This is a genomic window from Mesorhizobium sp. M0854 (genome assembly GCF_040319815.1).
Classification (GTDB): domain Bacteria; phylum Pseudomonadota; class Alphaproteobacteria; order Rhizobiales; family Rhizobiaceae; genus Mesorhizobium.
This window is the reverse complement of record NZ_JAMYOL010000002.1, coordinates 174816-189890: the sequence shown is the minus strand read 5'-3', so window position 1 is coordinate 189890 and position 15075 is coordinate 174816. Positions and strand designations below refer to the sequence as shown.

Below are 15075 nucleotides of genomic sequence, written 5' to 3'. Positions count from 1 at the left end.
GGGCATCCGCCGGTCGTGTAAGTTCAACAAGGGAGGAAGTACATGTTGCGCAAACTGCTTATCGGGACGGCTCTCGCATCGGGCGTTGCGTTCGCGGCCCATGCCGAGGACGTCAAGGAAGTCCAGATGCTGCATTGGTGGACGTCGGGCGGCGAAGCTGCCGCTCTGAACGTGCTCAAGCAGGATCTGGCCAAGGAAGGCTTTGCCTGGAAGGACGTGCCGGTGGCCGGCGGCGGCGGCGACGCTGCCATGACCGCGCTGAAGGCGATGGTGGCAGCGGGCAACTACCCGACCGCCTCGCAGATGCTTGGCTATACCGTGCTCGATTACGCCGCAGCCGGCGTTATGGGCGACCTGACCGAGACGGCGATAAAGGAAGGCTGGGACAAGTCCGTTCCCGCGGCCCTGCAGAAATTCTCCGTCTATGACGGCAAGTGGGTCGCGGCTCCGGTCAATGTCCACTCGGTCAACTGGCTATGGATCAACAAGGCGGTGATGGACAAGATCGGCGGCACCGAGCCCAAGACCTTCGACGACTTCATTGCGTTGCTGGACAAAGCCAAGGCGGCGGGCGTCATCCCGCTCGCGCTGGGCGGCCAGAACTGGCAGGAAGCGACAATGTTCGACTCAGTCGTGCTGTCGACCGGCGGGCCTGAGTTCTACAAGAAGGCCTTCAACGACCTCGACGAGGAGTCGCTGAAGTCCGACACGATGAAGAAGTCGTTCGACAATCTCGCCAAGCTCGTCACCTATGTCGACCCGAACTTCTCGGGCCGGGACTGGAACCTCGCCACCGCCATGGTCATCAAGGGCGATGCGCTGGTGCAGGTGATGGGTGACTGGGCCAAGGGCGAATTCAACGCCGCCAAGAAGGTCCCGGGCACCGACTTCCTGTGCTACCGCTTCCCGGGCACCGACGGCAGCGTCGTCTACAACTCCGACATGTTCGGCATGTTCAACGTTCCGGAGGACCGCAAGGCCGCCCAGATCGCCCTGGCCACCGCCACGCTGTCGAAGAGCTTCCAGTCGGCCTTCAACGTCGTCAAGGGCTCTGTCCCGGCCCGCACCGACGTGCCGGACACCGACTTCGACGCTTGCGGCAAGAAGGGCATGGCCGACCTGAAGGCCGCCAATGAAGGCGGCACGCTGTTCGGTTCGCTGGCGCAGGGCTATGGCGCGCCTCCCGCGGTTGCCAACGCCTACAAGGATGTCGTCTCGAAATTCGTGCACGGCCAGATCAAGACCTCGGACGAGGCCGTGACCCAACTGGTCAGCGCGATCGAAGACGCCAAGTAAGGCACCCGCCCATGTGAATGATCTCCCCGGCGCAAGCCGGGGAGATCCCCTGCGGCGAGGTTTTGCGGTTGCGCCGACCGGCACGCTTTCGTGCCGCAGAGCCCGAGACAGCAGAATTCCGGACCCGCCATACGGAATGGACAGATGAGCACAGTTGCTGAAACCAGTATCACGCTGACGCCGGAGCACGATGCCCGTCCGGGCGCCACGGTGCGCTCGCGCCTTCAGAATGCGCTGCCGAAGCTCGTGCTGGCGCCGAGCTTCGCCGCCACAATCGTCTTCGTCTACGGCTTCATCCTGTGGACGATCTATCTGTCCTTCACCAATTCCAAGACCTTTCCCTCCTATGCGATCACCGGGCCACGCGCCTATCAGCGGCTATGGCGCTGGACTTTCGAAAGCGATCCGCCGTCCTCCTGGTACACGTCGATCACCAATATGGGGATTTTCGGCTTCCTCTACATTTCCATCTGCCTGGCGCTCGGCCTGTTCCTGGCGATCCTGCTCGACCAGAAGATCCGCGGCGAAGGTGTGCTGCGGCCGATCTACCTCTACCCGATGGCACTGTCGTTCATCGTCACCGGCGTTGCCTGGAAATGGTTTCTGGACCCCGGCCTCGGCCTCGAGCAGACACTGCACCAATGGGGCTGGACGAGCTTCCATTTCGACTGGATCAAGAACAAGGATTTCGTCATCTACACGGTGGTCATCGCCGGCGTCTGGCAGGCGTCGGGCTTCATCATGGCGATGTTCCTGGCCGGCCTGCGCGGCATCGACGGCGAGATCCTGAAGGCGGCGCAGATCGACGGCGCCACCACCTTCCAGCTCTACCGTCGCATCGTCATCCCGCTGCTGCGGCCGATCTTCCTGTCCGCCTTGATCGTCCTCGCGCATCTCGCCATCAAATCCTACGATCTGGTGGTCGCGCTGACCAGCGGCGGGCCGGGCGGTTCGGCCTGGCTGCCGTCCAACTTCATGTATGAGTACACCTTCAAGCGCAACGAGATGGCCGTCGGCTCGGCCAGCGCCGTGATCATGCTGATGACCATCACCGCGATCATCGTTCCCTATCTCTATTCCGAGCTTCGGGAGAAGCCGCGATGAGCGCCGTGGCCACTCCTGCTCGCCAGAGCACTGGCGGTATCAGCGCCAGGACGGTCAACCGTATTGTCATCTACGGGCTGCTGGCGCTGTTCGCGCTGTTCTATCTGATGCCGCTGTTCGTCATGCTTGTGACCTCGTTCAAGACCATGGACGAAATCCAGAACGGCAACATGCTGGCGCTGCCGCAGGAGCCGACCTTCGCACCTTGGATAAGGGCGTGGAGCGAGGTTTGCTCGGGTCTCACCTGCGTCGGCATGAAGGGTTATTTCTGGAACTCGATCAAGATGGTGGTTCCGGCCGTCATCATCTCGACCCTGCTCGGCGCGCTCAACGGCTATGTGCTGACGAAGTGGCGCTTTCGCGGGGCGACGCTGGTGTTCGGGCTGATGCTGTTTGCCTGCTTCATTCCGTTCCAGTCCGTCCTCTTGCCGATGGCAACGATCCTCGGCAGCCTCGGCCGGTTCGGCGTCAAGCTGCAGAACGCGACCGGCCTCACCTTCGGCTTCGGCAATCCGACCGTGAATTTGGTGTTCGTTCACGTCGTCTACGGCATCGGATTCACCACCCTGTTCTTCCGCAATTATTACGAAGCGTTTCCGAACGAGCTGGTGAAGGCGGCGCAGATCGACGGCGCCAGCTTCTTCCAGATCTTCCGGCGCATCATGCTGCCCAACTCGCTGCCGATCATCGTGGTGACGGTGATCTACCAGTTCACCAACATCTGGAACGACTTCCTCTTCGCTTCCGCCTATGCCGGCTCAGGCGACGTGATGCCGATGACGGTGGCGCTGAACAATGTCGTCAACACCTCGACCGGCGTCGTCGAATACAACGTCAACATGGCGGCGGCGATGATCGCCGCGCTGCCGACGCTCCTCGTATACGTGCTCGCCGGCCGCTATTTCGTGCGCGGCCTGATGGCCGGCGCCGTCAAAGGATAATCGCATGGCTTTTCTGGAAATTGACGGGCTGAAGAAGCGTTTCGGAGCGGTCGAGATCCTGAAAGGCATCGACCTCGACCTGGAAAAGGGCGGCTTCCTCGTGCTGGTCGGGCCTTCCGGTTGCGGCAAGTCCACGCTGCTCAACACTATTGCCGGCCTGGAAACCATCACCGAAGGGGAAATCCGCGTCGACGGACGCACGATCAACGATCTCCACCCCTCCAAGCGCGACATCGCCATGGTCTTCCAGAGCTACGCGCTCTATCCGAACATGACGGTTGCCGGCAATATCGCCTTCGGCATGGAGATGCGCGGCGTGCCGGCCGGCGAGCGCCAGAAGGCAATCGACAAGGTGGCGAAGGTCCTGCAGATCGGCCATTTGCTGAAGCGCAAGCCAAGCCAGCTCTCCGGCGGCCAGCGCCAGCGCGTCGCCATGGGCCGGGCGCTGGTGCGCGATCCAAAGCTGTTCCTGTTCGACGAGCCTTTGTCCAATCTCGACGCCAAGCTGCGTGTCGACATGCGCATCGAGATCAAGCGCCTGCACGCCACCACCGGCACCACCATCGTCTACGTCACCCACGACCAGATCGAGGCGATGACGCTGGCCACCAAGATCGCGGTGATGCGCGACGGCGAGGTGCAGCAGTTCGGCACGCCAGCCGAAATCTATAACAATCCGGTCAACCTGTTTGTTGCCGACTTCATGGGCTCGCCGGCGATGAACCTGATCCCGGCGACGATCGGCAGCAACGGCAGCGGCTTCTCCGTCGTCATGGAGCGCGAGGCGCGCCAGCCGATCTCGCTGCCGCTGGGCAATGCGCCGGCCGGCCTGTCGGCATTCCAGGGAAAACCGATCATCTTCGGCGTCCGCCCGGAAGCACTGACCGATCCCGAGGGTGCCGAACGCAACGCCTCGAACATCGCCCGCGCCGACTGTCACATCGAGGTCATCGAGCCGGCCGGCTCGGATACGTTCGCGGTCACCAATCTCGGCGGCAAGGCGGTGGTGGCGCGGCTGCGCGCCGATGCCAAAATCCAGCCCGGCACGGTCACGCCGCTCGCCTTCAACCTGACCAAGGCGGTGTTCTTCGATCCGGCGACCGAGAAACGCATCGTCTAACGGCCATGACAAATCCCGACATCGTCATCATCGGCTCCGGCATAGGCGGCGCCACGATCGCCTCCGGCCTTGCCGGCGGTGGCGCCTCGATCCTGATGCTGGAGCGCGGCGAATCACTGCCAGCAACGCCGCACACACGCGACACCCGCGCGATCTTCGTCGACGGCCATTATCGGCCGAAGGAGATGTGGCTTGAGGCCGGCGGAGCGCCTTTCAACCCGGGCAATTACTACTATGTCGGCGGCAATTCGAAATTCTACGGCGCTGTGCTGATCCGCTACCGCAGGGAAGACTTTTCGGAGATGGAGCACTATGGCGGCATCTCGCCGGCCTGGCCGTTTTCCTATGAGGAATTCGAACCCTGGTATTCCAAGGCCGAGCAGCTTTTTCGCGTGCGCGGTGCACTCGGCGAAGACCCGACCGAGCCGTTCCACTCTACGCCCTACCCTTTCGGGCCGGTACCAGACGAGCCGTCGATCGCGCGTGCGCGCGCCGAGTTGAAGAGCCTAGGCCTGCATCCGGCATCGCTGCCGCTCGGCGTCGACATCGAAGCCTGGCTGAAAGATGGCAGCACGCCGTGGGACGCGTTTCCCAACACCGGGACCGGCAAGATCGACGCGCAATCCGGGCCGTTGGCAGCAGCCCTTGCCGATCAGAATATCCGGCTTGAGACCGGCGCCCATGTCGAATATCTCGAGGCATCGCCGGACGCCAGGACGATCGAGACCGTCCATTACCGCCAGAACGGTGCGCTGAAGAAAGTCGCGCCGAAGCTGGTCATCCTATCGGCCGGCGCAGTCAATTCCGCCGCCATCCTGCTACGCTCGCCCACCCCTCAGGGCAGAGGCGGCGGCAAAGGCCTGGCCAACCGCTCCGACCAGGTCGGCCGCAACTTCATGAACCACAATTCGAGCGCCATGCTGGCGATCGATCCACGCCGCCGGAACAAATCCGTCTACCAGAAGACGCTGATGCTGAACGATTATTATCTGTCCGACGGCAAGGGCGGCAAGCCGCTCGGCAATGTCCAGCTCCTCGGCAAGATCGACGGCAACATCCTCAAGGCCAATGTCAGGCGCGCGCCCAAATTCGCGCTCGATTTCATGGCCGGCCACGCCGTCGACTGGTATCTGATGTGCGAGGACCTGCCCGATCCCGAGAGCCGCATCATGATCGACGGCAAGGACATCGTCATGCAGTGGCGGCGCTCCAACATGCAGTCGCTCGACGGACTGACCAAGGTGATGCGCGAGAATTTCCGCGCCTGCGGCTATCCGATCGTCCTGTCGCGTCCGTTTGACAAGCGCACGCCCTCGCACCAATGCGGCACTGTGAAGATGGGCAACGATCCAGCGACCTCGCCGCTCGATCCGTTCTGCCGCTCCTTCGACCACAGCAATTTATTCGTCGTCGATGCCGGCTTCCTGCCGAATTCGGCCGCCGTCAATCCGGCGCTGTCGATCGCCGCACAGGCGCTGCGCGTCGCCGACCATATCCGCAAGACGGAGCTCGCAACATGAGCCGCCCGGCAGCGATCGTCACCGGCGGCGCGCGCGGCATCGGCCTTGCCTGTGCCGAGGCGCTGGCCAGCGCCGGCTTCGATATTCTGGTCGCCGACCTTGCTGACGAAGCCGCAGACGGGCTCGCCGCCGACATCACCGGGCGCGGCGCGAAATTCGCCTATGTCAGCTGCGACATCGCCGACCTCGACGGCCACGCAGCGCTGATTGATGCCGCGACAAGCGCCTTCGGCCGCATCGACTGCCTGGTCAACAATGCCGGCATCGGCACTGTCCTGCGCGGCGATCTGCTCGAGCTCAAGCCGGAAAATTTCGACCGGGTGCTCGGCATCAATCTGCGCGGCACCGTATTCCTCAGCCAGGCCGTCGCCAAAGCGATGCTCGGCCTGCCAAGCGATGGTGCGAGATCGATCATCACCATCACTTCGGTCAGCGCCGCCATGGCCTCGCCGGAACGTTCCGATTACTGCATCTCCAAGGCTGGGCTTTCGATGTGGGTGAAGAACCTGGCACTGCGGCTCGCCGCCGAAAATATCGCCGTGTTCGAGGTGCGCCCGGGCATCATCCGCACCGACATGACCGCCGGTGTGACCGCCAAATATGACGGGCTGATCGACGGCGGGCTGGTGCCGGCGATGCGCTGGGGCGAGAGCGAAGATATCGGTGCCGCCGTGGCGGCGCTCGCCGGCGGCAAGTTCGGCTTTTCGACCGGCTCGGTCATCAATATCGACGGCGCGCTGTCGGTGCCGAGGCTATGAACAGGTGATGCCATGACCGACTACATAATCGTCGGCGCCGGCCCGGCCGGGTGCGTACTCGCCAACCGGCTGAGCGAAGATCCGTCGCATCAGGTGCTGCTGCTCGAAGCCGGCGGCAAGGACTGGCATCCGTTGATCCACATGCCGGCCGGTTTCGCCAAGATGACCAAGGGCATCGCCGCCTGGGGCTGGTCGACGGTGCCGCAAAAGCACATGCAGGACCGTGTCTTCCGATACACGCAGGCCAAGGTGATCGGTGGCGGCTCTTCGATCAACGCCCAGATCTACACGCGCGGCAACGCCCGCGACTACGACGCCTGGGAGAAGGAAGAAGGCCTTGCCGGCTGGGGCTATCGCGACGTGCTGCCCTATTTCAAGCGCGCGGAGAACAACCAGCGTTATGCCAACGATTTCCACGGCGACCAAGGCCCGCTCGGCGTATCGAACCCGATCGCGCCGCTGCCGATCTGCGAGGCCTATTTCCGTGCCGGACAGGAGATGGGCATCCCCTTCAATCCCGACTTCAACGGGGTAGCCCAGGAGGGCGTCGGTTATTATCAGCTGACGCAGAAGGACGCGAAGCGCTCCTCCGCCTCTGTCGCCTATCTCCGGCCGATCCGCGAGCGAAAGAATCTCACCGTCAGGACCGGCGTTCTGGTGACACGCATCGTCGTCGACAAGGGCCGCGCCGTTGGCGTCGAGATCGTCGACAGGCCGGGCGGCCAGCCAACGATCCTGCGCGCCGAGCGCGAGGTGATCGTCTCGTCCGGCGCCATCGGCTCGCCGAAGCTTTTGCTGCAGTCGGGCATCGGCCCGGCCGACCATCTGAAGGCGGTCGGCGTGACACCGGTGCACGATCTGCCCGGCGTCGGCTCCAATCTCCAGGATCATCTCGACCTGTTCGTCATCGCCGAATGCACCGGCGATCACACCTACGACAACTACGCCAAGCTGCACTGGACGGCTTGGGCCGGCCTGCAGTATCTGCTCCTGAAGAAAGGCCCGGTAGCCTCCAGCCTGTTCGAGACCGGCGGCTTCTGGTACGCCGATCCGACCGCCGCCTCTCCCGATATCCAGCTGCATCTCGGCCTCGGCTCCGGCATCGAGGCCGGCGTCGAGAAGCTGAACAATCCGGGCGTGACATTGAACTCGGCCTTCCTGCGCCCGCGCTCGCGCGGCACCGTGCGGCTGAACAGTGCCGACCCGGCCGACCGCCCGCTGATCGATCCGAACTATTGGTCCGATCCCTATGACCGCGACATGTCGATCAAGGGACTGAGGCTGGCGCGCGAGATCATGCGGCAGAAGGCGCTGCAGCCCTATGTACTGCGCGAGGTACTGCCGGGACCCGACCTGCAGAGCGGCAACGAGTTGTTCGACTACGCCTGCCGCAGTTCCAAGACCGACCACCACCCGGTCGGCACCTGCCGCATGGGCCACGATGCGATGAGCGTGGTGACGCCAGATCTCAGGCTGCGCGGTATCGAGGGCCTGCGCGTCTGCGACGCCTCGGTGATGCCGCGCATCCCCTCCTCCAACACCAATGCCCCGACGATCATGGTTGGCGAAAAAGGCGCCGATCTGATCCTTGGCCGCGAGCCGCTGCCGCCGGCGGTGTTTTCCACCAACCAAGCGGCATGAGGGACAAGGAATGATCAGGCACTGTGTCTTCGTCAGATTTCGCAACGATGTCGCCGACGCCGAGCGCGCGGCAATCCATGCCGATCTCGAAGCGTTGCGGGCGGTGATCGACGGCATGGGCAAGGTCGAATTCAGCGCCAATACCAGCCCGGAACCCTTCGCCCGCGGCTTCACGCACGGCTTCACCATCGACTTTCGCGATGCTGCGGCACGCGATGCCTATCTGGAGCATGAAGCGCATCAGCGAGCCGGCGCAAAACTGGTCGCGGCGCTCGAAGGCGGCACCGACGGGCTGATGGTGTTTGATCTGCAGATCGCGTGACTATCCCATTCTCAGCGCAACGACGCCGGCAACGATGCTAAGCACCGCGGCACCTCGCCATGCCGTCATCTTCTCGCCGAGCGCGAACACCGAGATCATCATGGCGAACAGGATCGATGTTTCGCGCAGCGACGCCACCGAGGCGATCGGCGCCTTGGTCATCGCCCACATCACGATCCAGTAGGCGCCGCCGCTGAGCACGCCGGTATAGATTCCGGCCTTCCAGTCGCGCGCCAGCACCGGCAGCGCCTGTGGGCCGCGAGAGACGACGCATAGCACCAGCGCCCACAGCGCATCGCAGACGAACAGCCAGGCGGCATAACTCGACGCGGTGGCGGCCAGCCGCGCGCCGCTGCCGTCCGACAGCGTGTAGCTGGCGATGAAGATCGATGTGCCCAACGCGAAACCGACGGCGCGCAGGTTCAATTTCTCCAGATGCGCGCCGCCGCGAAACGACAGCACCAGCGTGCCCGCCGACAACAAGAGGATGCCGAGAATGGCGAGCGGCGCCGGCATCTCGGCAACCACCACAACGCCCCCCAAAGCGGCCAGCAATGGCGCGGTGCCGCGCGCCAGCGGATAGGTCTGGGCGAAATCGCCGGCCTTGTAGGCGCCGATCAGGAACGTCCTGTAGCCCATGTGGAAGACAACCGAGGCGAGGATGTATGGCCACACTTCCGGCTTCGGCACCTCGACGAAAGGCAACGTCACCAGCGCAGCGGCACCCATGCCGAGCGTCATCAGTGTGATCGACAGGAAACGGTCGAGATGGACCTTGACCAGCGCGTTCCAGATCGCATGCATGGAAGCGGCAGCGAGCACCGCGAAAAAGACAAACAGGCTCATCGGCGGTTCATCCGCCGCCCGTCCCGATGACGATCGGCGTCTCCAGGTCGATATCGACCCAGAGCGGAAAATGGTCGGAAGCGATTTGGCCGATATCGGCGCTGACCGAGCGCACGCGCCCGGCAAACATGCCGCCGACGAAGCAATGGTCGAGCCGGCGCTTTGCCAGCCTGCCATCGATAGTCTTCACATGGGTGTGGAAATCCGCTGTCGGTTCCATTGCGACGGCGGCGGCATCGACAAAACCGTCGAGATAGGCGGCACCGCGATGATAGGGCGCGCTGCCGACAATGCGCCGGTACTCGGCGCTATCCGGCTCCATGTTGAAGTCGCCCAACCAGATCGCCGCTACGGGGTTTTCTGGCTCCTGTTCGCCATTGCTCCAGTTGCGCGCCGGCTCGTCGTCGGCGCCGCTCCATGGGCCGCCCTCGGACGGCGCACGGCGATGCTCGGCGAGCAAATAGTCGATCTGCTCCAGCCGCTCCTCGACCGCGATATGCGCCAGATGCAACGACAGCACCCGCACCGGACCGGCAGGGGTGCGGATCATGCATTCGAGTGCGGCATTGCGGGTGTTGAGCGGCCGCAGCGTGCGCCTGAGCGGCAGCGTATGCAGCCGCGACCAGACGATCGGAAGCTTCGACAGAACCATGGTGCCGAATTGCCGCCGCCGGTTGACGATGCGGCCTACACGCCGGTGGCTGGCATCCATGTCGAAGGCCGGGCCGTAGACCCAATGGTAGTCGGGCAGCAATTGCGAAAGAAGTTCCGGCTGGTCGTCCTCGTTGCTGCGCAACCAGTGCCGTTCCACCTCCTGCAAGGCGATGATGTCGGCGCCGGCCACGACCTTGGCGCAACGCGCCAGGTCGTAGCGGCCATCGCTGCCGAAGCCGTACTGGATGTTATAGCTGACCAGCTTCATTGCTTATCCGGCTCAGTTTCCTGCTGGCAGTAGCCGTTCGCTGACAGCCTTGCAATGTGCAGCCGGGCGGAGGGAGCTTGGGCCAGATGCTAAGTGGTCAGCGGCTGGAACCGACCGGGCGGGGATGCTGCCAGTTCCGACCAGTCGATTTCTTCCTCAAGGCGGTGGTAGGCTTCGTCGCCGATCGTTCCGTCGATGCGCAAACGCTCCAGCGCATCGCGCTGGCTCTTGATGGCGTAGAGACGCAATCTGTCATACTCGGTCGCCGCCTGGGCATCCTCCGGGTTTTCGGCGATGGCGCGCTGGGCGGCATATTGCTCTCGCACCGCCCCGGCCGCGCTCGATGTCTTGCCGCTGAGCACGTCCAGCGCCGCCTGCATGATGGCGACGCGCGCCTGCGCCACCTCCCGGTCGACCGTCCGGTCGAGGTCGAGATTGAGCAGAAGCAGCAACGGTTTCAGGCTGACGCCTTGCAGTACCAATGTGCCGAGCACGACCGTGAAAGCGGCGAGCACGATCGGATCACGGCCCGGAAAGTCGGCCGGCAAGGCGAAGGCTGCCGCAAGCGTCACCAGGCCGCGCATGCCGCACCAGCCGATGAGCACGCCGCCGCGGAATGTCGGTGCATCCTTCCGCCTGTCTTCGTCGCCCAGACGTGCCAGCGCTCTGAGGATCGCGCCGCAGCCCAGAACCCAGACGAGCCGCGATACGATGACGACGGCCAGCACAGCTAGGGCAAAGACGAACGCCTCGCTTTGTCCTTGCTCGGCAAGTCGGCCGACGATGGACCGCGCTTGCAGGCCCATCAGAACGAAGGCCAGCACGTTGAGCACGAACACCGCCGTCTCCCAGACCGAGTAGGAGCTGACACGATTCCTTGCCGGCATGCGGCGCGGCGATGTACGTGCGATCGTCATGGCATAGACGACGATCGTGATGATGGCGGAAAGCCCTATCCTGTCGGCCAGGATCCAGACGCCGAAGGTTGAGGCGAATTGCACCACGGTGCCGCTCGCCGGGTCGTCGATGCGGCCGAGTATGGCGAGAGACAACCGGCCGAGCACATAGCCTGCGGCAAGGCTGCCGACCGTCGACAGCAGGATCATTGGTACGGCACTGCTCAACAGGATGGTGCCGGCGGCTGCGGAAACCGACATCCTGTAGATCAGCAGCGCCGTGGCGTCGTTGAGCAGGCTCTCGCCTTCCAGGATGGCGGTGATGCGGTGCGGCACCTTGAACTGTCCGAGCACGGCCGCCGCCGCCACCGCATCGGGCGGCGCTACGATCGCGCCGAGCGCTATGGCCGCGGCAATGGGCAGGCCTGCCATCGTCCAGCCGACCAGCGCGACCGTCACGGTGGTGAAGATGACGGCGCCAAGCGCCAGCAGGATGAGCGAAACCTTGTAGCGGTTGAGATCGCGCAGCGACGTGTCATAGGCCGCGTCGAGCAGAACCGGCGCGATGAACAGAGCGAGCGCCAGCTCCGGGTCGATCTCGATGGTCGGGGCAAACGGCAGGAAGGCGATGCCGGCGCCGGCCAGCGCCAGCAATGACGGATAGGGAATCTGCAGACGCCGCGACAGCGCGGTCAGGGCGACCGCGATGAGAAGCAGGACAAGGGTGAGTTCAAAAAGCGCCATGCCGTATCGTAGCGGTGAAGCCGGGCGATTGGCACTGCAAAAACGGCGACGGCTTTGGCTGCTCGTGAATGGTGAATGGCTGCGTGCAGAGGAATTTCGGCGCGTAAAGCGCATTCTGACTATTCACTATTCACCATTCACTCTTCTCCTAATGCAGCACCAGCATGTCGCCCGACGAGAACGAAATCTCGGCCTTTTCGCCGACGGCCGGCGGCGGTGTGGCCGGACTGTTGAACGTGTCGAGCGAGACCGTGCTGCCGCCGATGCCGACGCGAACCCGGATGACCGAGCCGAGGAAATGCACCTCGGCGATTTCGCCCCAAAGGCTGGAATCGCGACCGGGGTGTCGGCCGAGCGAGATCGCCTCGGGCCGCAACGCCAGCGACAGCGTGTCGCCGGATTTCGAGCCGTTGAGCTTGCCCTTGAGCGAGACCTCTTGCGAGTTGACGCGCACCTTGCCCGAAGCGGCGTCGGTGACCGTGCCTTCGAGCACGTTCAGCGTGCCGACGAAATTGGCGACGAATTTGGTTGCCGGCCGGTTGTAGATCTCGAACGGCGTGCCGACCTGCTCGGCCTTGCCGCCATACATGACGGCGATGCGGTCGGAGATCGACAGCGCCTCTTCCTGGTCGTGGGTGACGAAGATGGTGGTGATGCCGAGCTTCTTCTGGATCGAGCGGATTTCCTCGCGCAGCGACACGCGCACCTTGGCATCGAGCGCCGACAGCGGCTCGTCGAGCAGCAGCAGTTTCGGCTTGGGCGCAATCGCCCGCGCCAGCGCGATGCGCTGCTGCTGGCCGCCGGACAGTTGGTAGGGATAGCGGTCGCCCATCTGCGGCAGCTTGATGATGTCGAGCATCTCGGCAACGCGCCTGTCGGCATCGGCCTTCGGCATACCGGCGACCTTCAGCCCGAAGCCGATATTCTGCGCCACGGTGAGGTTCGGAAACAGCGCATAGGCCTGGAACACCATGCCGATATTGCGCTGGTTGGGCTTGAGCCGGGTGACGTCCTTGCCGGCCACGACGATCTTGCCGGCGGATGGCTCTTCGAAACCGGCGACCATGCGCAGCACCGTCGTCTTGCCGCAGCCCGACGGTCCGAGAAAGGAGACGAATTCGCCCGGCTCGACGTCGAGGTTGAAATCCTGCACCACAATGGCGGCGCCGAAGGATTTCTGCACATGCTGGATTGAGAGGAATGGCTCGGCCATGGCTTTTCCTTCGGGTCAGTTCGGACGGTTCGCCGATCGCGGCGCGAAGCGCGACAGGATCTGGATCAGCGACATGCAGCCCCAGGTAATGGCAAAGGCGATGATGGCAAGCGCCGCCGGCTCATAGGCGCGATTGGCGCCGACGTTCTGCAGATAGGGTCCGAAAGCAGGCCGGTTGAGCAGGCTGGCCATGGTGAATTCGCCGATGACGATGGCGAAGGTCAGGAAGGCGCCCGACAGCACCGCGATCAGCACGTTGGGTAGGATGACCCGAGTGATGATCGTGCCCCAGCCGGCGCCGAGGATCTGCGCCGCCTCGGTCAGTGTCCGTACGTCGATTGTGCGAAGCCCGGTGTCGACGGCACGATACATATAGGGCAGCGCCAGTGTCGCATAACCGATGACCAGCAAGGCATTGGCTCCTGTCTCGCTGGCCAGGAACGGCAGCGGTGAGTTCGACCCGTACATTCTGATGTAGCCGAAGACGATAACGATGGCCGGAATGACCAGCGGCAGCAGCGTGATGAACTCGACGACGGGCCTGATCTGCGGCAGCCGCAGACGAATCCAGTACGCCGCCGGCACCACCACCAGCACGCCAAGGACGATGGTGAAGATGGCTGCGACCACCGAATAGATGAAGGTCGCCTGGAAGCGGGGATCGCCGAGCACGACCTGATAGGCATCGAAGGAATACGCGCCGCGCCGCATGCGCATGGAGAATTCCACGGTCGCGATCAGCGGAATGAAGAAATAGGCCGCGCCCAGCGCGAAGACGATCCAGGCCCAGAATCTGCCGGACTTCATTTGAGCCACCTCTCAGAGCGCGTCCGGAACCAGATGTAGAAGACATTGGCCAGCCCAGTGATGACGATCATGCCGAAGGCGATGGCGTAGCCGAGATGGGCATTGTGCAGCACGTCACCGCGGATCTGCGCGTAGAGCAGGATAGGGACGATGTTAAGCGAGGAGCCGGTCAGTGCGTAAGCGGTGGCGATGGCACCGAAGGCGTTGGCGAACAAGAGGATGACGGTGCCGAGGAAACTTGGCCAGATCACCGGAATGACGACCATGCGCCAGAACTGCGCCTGGGTCGCGCCAAGCGTTGCCGCCGCTTCGCCCCATTCCTTCTTCAGCCCATCGATCGCCGGCACGATGATCACCACCATCAGCGGGATCTGGAAATAGACATAGGTCAGCGTCAGGCCCCAGAACGACAGGATGTTGAAACCATGGGCATAAATGTTGAAGCCGACCAAGACGTTGAGCAGCACCGTGGCGAGCCCGAGCCGGCCGAGCGTCGCGAGAAAGGCGAAGGCCAGCGGCACGCCGGCAAAATTGGAGGCCACGCCGGAAAAGGTCAGTGTCGCCGAGCGTATCCACTCCGGCAGCCCGCCGCGCACGATGGCGATGGCAATGGCAAGTCCCGCGAAAGCACCGATCAGCGACGAGGCGAGGCTGACCTTGATTGAGATCCAGTAGGCGGCAACGATCGACGGCTGCGCCAAGGCCGCTATGTTTTCGAAAGTGAATTCGCCGGCATCGTTCCGGAATGCGCCCAGCATCAGATAGAGCGTCGGCAGGATCAGGAACATGATGGCGAAGATGAAGAAAGGCGCAACGCCAAGCCATTGCGTCGGCAGTCTCATGCTGCGGGCGTCGGCAGGAGGCGCGGTCTTCCCGGCAACAGCGTGATCGGACAACGAGATATCGGTCATGCGCGGCTACCGTCCTGGAGGTATGCCGGGCGGC

The 15075-nt window shown here is 63.6% G+C and carries 14 protein-coding genes; 8 read left to right on the top strand and 6 right to left on the bottom strand.

Annotated elements, in window-relative coordinates; translation table 11 throughout:
• Positions 1–42: 42 nt before the first annotated feature.
• The 8 genes from NKH99_RS03840 (at position 43) to NKH99_RS03805 (ending at position 8702) form a co-directional block, all read left to right on the top strand.
• Complete coding sequence (locus NKH99_RS03840) at positions 43–1296, top strand: ABC transporter substrate-binding protein (protein ID WP_031194023.1); 1254 nt, start codon at positions 43–45, stop codon at positions 1294–1296.
• Between the two features lie 144 nt (positions 1297–1440).
• Positions 1441–2400, top strand: a complete 960-nt coding sequence (locus NKH99_RS03835) for a carbohydrate ABC transporter permease (RefSeq protein WP_352469510.1) — start codon at positions 1441–1443, stop codon at positions 2398–2400.
• Positions 2397–3341, top strand: a complete 945-nt coding sequence (locus NKH99_RS03830) for a carbohydrate ABC transporter permease (protein ID WP_023675367.1) — start codon at positions 2397–2399, stop codon at positions 3339–3341. The genes NKH99_RS03835 and NKH99_RS03830 overlap by 4 nt, the downstream gene beginning before the upstream one ends.
• Before the next feature lie 4 nt (positions 3342–3345).
• Complete coding sequence (locus NKH99_RS03825) at positions 3346–4461, top strand: ABC transporter ATP-binding protein (protein ID WP_023675366.1); 1116 nt, start codon at positions 3346–3348, stop codon at positions 4459–4461.
• Between the two features lie 5 nt (positions 4462–4466).
• Positions 4467–5981 (top strand): GMC oxidoreductase, encoded by a 1515-nt coding sequence (locus NKH99_RS03820; RefSeq protein WP_353012703.1) that lies wholly within the window; start codon positions 4467–4469, stop codon positions 5979–5981.
• Positions 5978–6739 carry a 3-ketoacyl-ACP reductase gene (locus NKH99_RS03815; RefSeq protein WP_352469507.1) on the top strand — a complete coding sequence of 254 codons (762 nt, stop codon included), beginning with the start codon at positions 5978–5980 and terminating at the stop codon, positions 6737–6739. The genes NKH99_RS03820 and NKH99_RS03815 overlap by 4 nt, the downstream gene beginning before the upstream one ends.
• 12 nt (positions 6740–6751) lie before the next feature.
• Complete coding sequence (locus NKH99_RS03810) at positions 6752–8380, top strand: GMC family oxidoreductase (protein WP_353012700.1); 1629 nt, start codon at positions 6752–6754, stop codon at positions 8378–8380.
• 10 nt (positions 8381–8390) lie between these two features.
• The gene (locus tag NKH99_RS03805) at positions 8391–8702 is read left to right on the top strand and encodes a Dabb family protein (RefSeq protein WP_352742094.1); all 312 of its coding nucleotides are present in this window, start codon (positions 8391–8393) and stop codon (positions 8700–8702) included.
• On the opposite strand, the gene NKH99_RS03800 is transcribed toward NKH99_RS03805, so the two are convergent.
• The 6 genes from NKH99_RS03800 to NKH99_RS03775 form a co-directional block, all read right to left on the bottom strand.
• Positions 8703–9548: an EamA family transporter gene (locus tag NKH99_RS03800; protein WP_352539371.1), complete on the bottom strand. Its 846-nt coding sequence runs from the start codon at positions 9546–9548 to the stop codon at positions 8703–8705. It abuts the gene before it with no gap.
• 7 nt (positions 9549–9555) lie between these two features.
• Complete coding sequence (locus tag NKH99_RS03795; protein ID WP_353012697.1) at positions 9556–10470, bottom strand: endonuclease/exonuclease/phosphatase family protein; 915 nt, start codon at positions 10468–10470, stop codon at positions 9556–9558.
• 89 nt (positions 10471–10559) lie between these two features.
• The gene (locus NKH99_RS03790; RefSeq protein ID WP_352469504.1) at positions 10560–12110 is read right to left on the bottom strand and encodes a cation:proton antiporter; all 1551 of its coding nucleotides are present in this window, start codon (positions 12108–12110) and stop codon (positions 10560–10562) included.
• A 148-nt stretch (positions 12111–12258) separates the two neighbouring features.
• Complete coding sequence (locus NKH99_RS03785; RefSeq protein WP_352469503.1) at positions 12259–13323, bottom strand: ABC transporter ATP-binding protein; 1065 nt, start codon at positions 13321–13323, stop codon at positions 12259–12261.
• Positions 13324–13338: 15 nt separating this feature from the next.
• Complete coding sequence (locus NKH99_RS03780; protein WP_352454042.1) at positions 13339–14130, bottom strand: ABC transporter permease; 792 nt, start codon at positions 14128–14130, stop codon at positions 13339–13341.
• Complete coding sequence (locus NKH99_RS03775; RefSeq protein ID WP_023675356.1) at positions 14127–15041, bottom strand: ABC transporter permease; 915 nt, start codon at positions 15039–15041, stop codon at positions 14127–14129. Before NKH99_RS03775 ends, NKH99_RS03780 begins: the two co-directional genes overlap by 4 nt.
• Positions 15042–15075: the final 34 nt, after the last annotated feature.

Excerpts from the sequence above, each read along its gene's own strand:
- NKH99_RS03840 (WP_031194023.1), top strand. The coding sequence starts at position 43 with ATGTTGCGCAAACTGCTTATCGGGACGGCTCTCGCATCGGGCGTTGCG.
- NKH99_RS03780 (WP_352454042.1), bottom strand. The coding sequence starts at position 14,130 with ATGAAGTCCGGCAGATTCTGGGCCTGGATCGTCTTCGCGCTGGGCGCG.
- NKH99_RS03810 (WP_353012700.1), top strand. The coding sequence starts at position 6,752 with ATGACCGACTACATAATCGTCGGCGCCGGCCCGGCCGGGTGCGTACTC.
- NKH99_RS03820 (WP_353012703.1), top strand. The coding sequence starts at position 4,467 with ATGACAAATCCCGACATCGTCATCATCGGCTCCGGCATAGGCGGCGCC.
- NKH99_RS03830 (WP_023675367.1), top strand. The coding sequence starts at position 2,397 with ATGAGCGCCGTGGCCACTCCTGCTCGCCAGAGCACTGGCGGTATCAGC.
- NKH99_RS03785 (WP_352469503.1), bottom strand. The coding sequence starts at position 13,323 with ATGGCCGAGCCATTCCTCTCAATCCAGCATGTGCAGAAATCCTTCGGC.
- NKH99_RS03805 (WP_352742094.1), top strand. The coding sequence starts at position 8,391 with ATGATCAGGCACTGTGTCTTCGTCAGATTTCGCAACGATGTCGCCGAC.
- NKH99_RS03835 (WP_352469510.1), top strand. The coding sequence starts at position 1,441 with ATGAGCACAGTTGCTGAAACCAGTATCACGCTGACGCCGGAGCACGAT.
- NKH99_RS03795 (WP_353012697.1), bottom strand. The coding sequence starts at position 10,470 with ATGAAGCTGGTCAGCTATAACATCCAGTACGGCTTCGGCAGCGATGGC.
- NKH99_RS03825 (WP_023675366.1), top strand. The coding sequence starts at position 3,346 with ATGGCTTTTCTGGAAATTGACGGGCTGAAGAAGCGTTTCGGAGCGGTC.
- NKH99_RS03790 (WP_352469504.1), bottom strand. The coding sequence starts at position 12,110 with ATGGCGCTTTTTGAACTCACCCTTGTCCTGCTTCTCATCGCGGTCGCC.
- NKH99_RS03775 (WP_023675356.1), bottom strand. The coding sequence starts at position 15,041 with ATGACCGATATCTCGTTGTCCGATCACGCTGTTGCCGGGAAGACCGCG.
- NKH99_RS03815 (WP_352469507.1), top strand. The coding sequence starts at position 5,978 with ATGAGCCGCCCGGCAGCGATCGTCACCGGCGGCGCGCGCGGCATCGGC.
- NKH99_RS03800 (WP_352539371.1), bottom strand. The coding sequence starts at position 9,548 with ATGAGCCTGTTTGTCTTTTTCGCGGTGCTCGCTGCCGCTTCCATGCAT.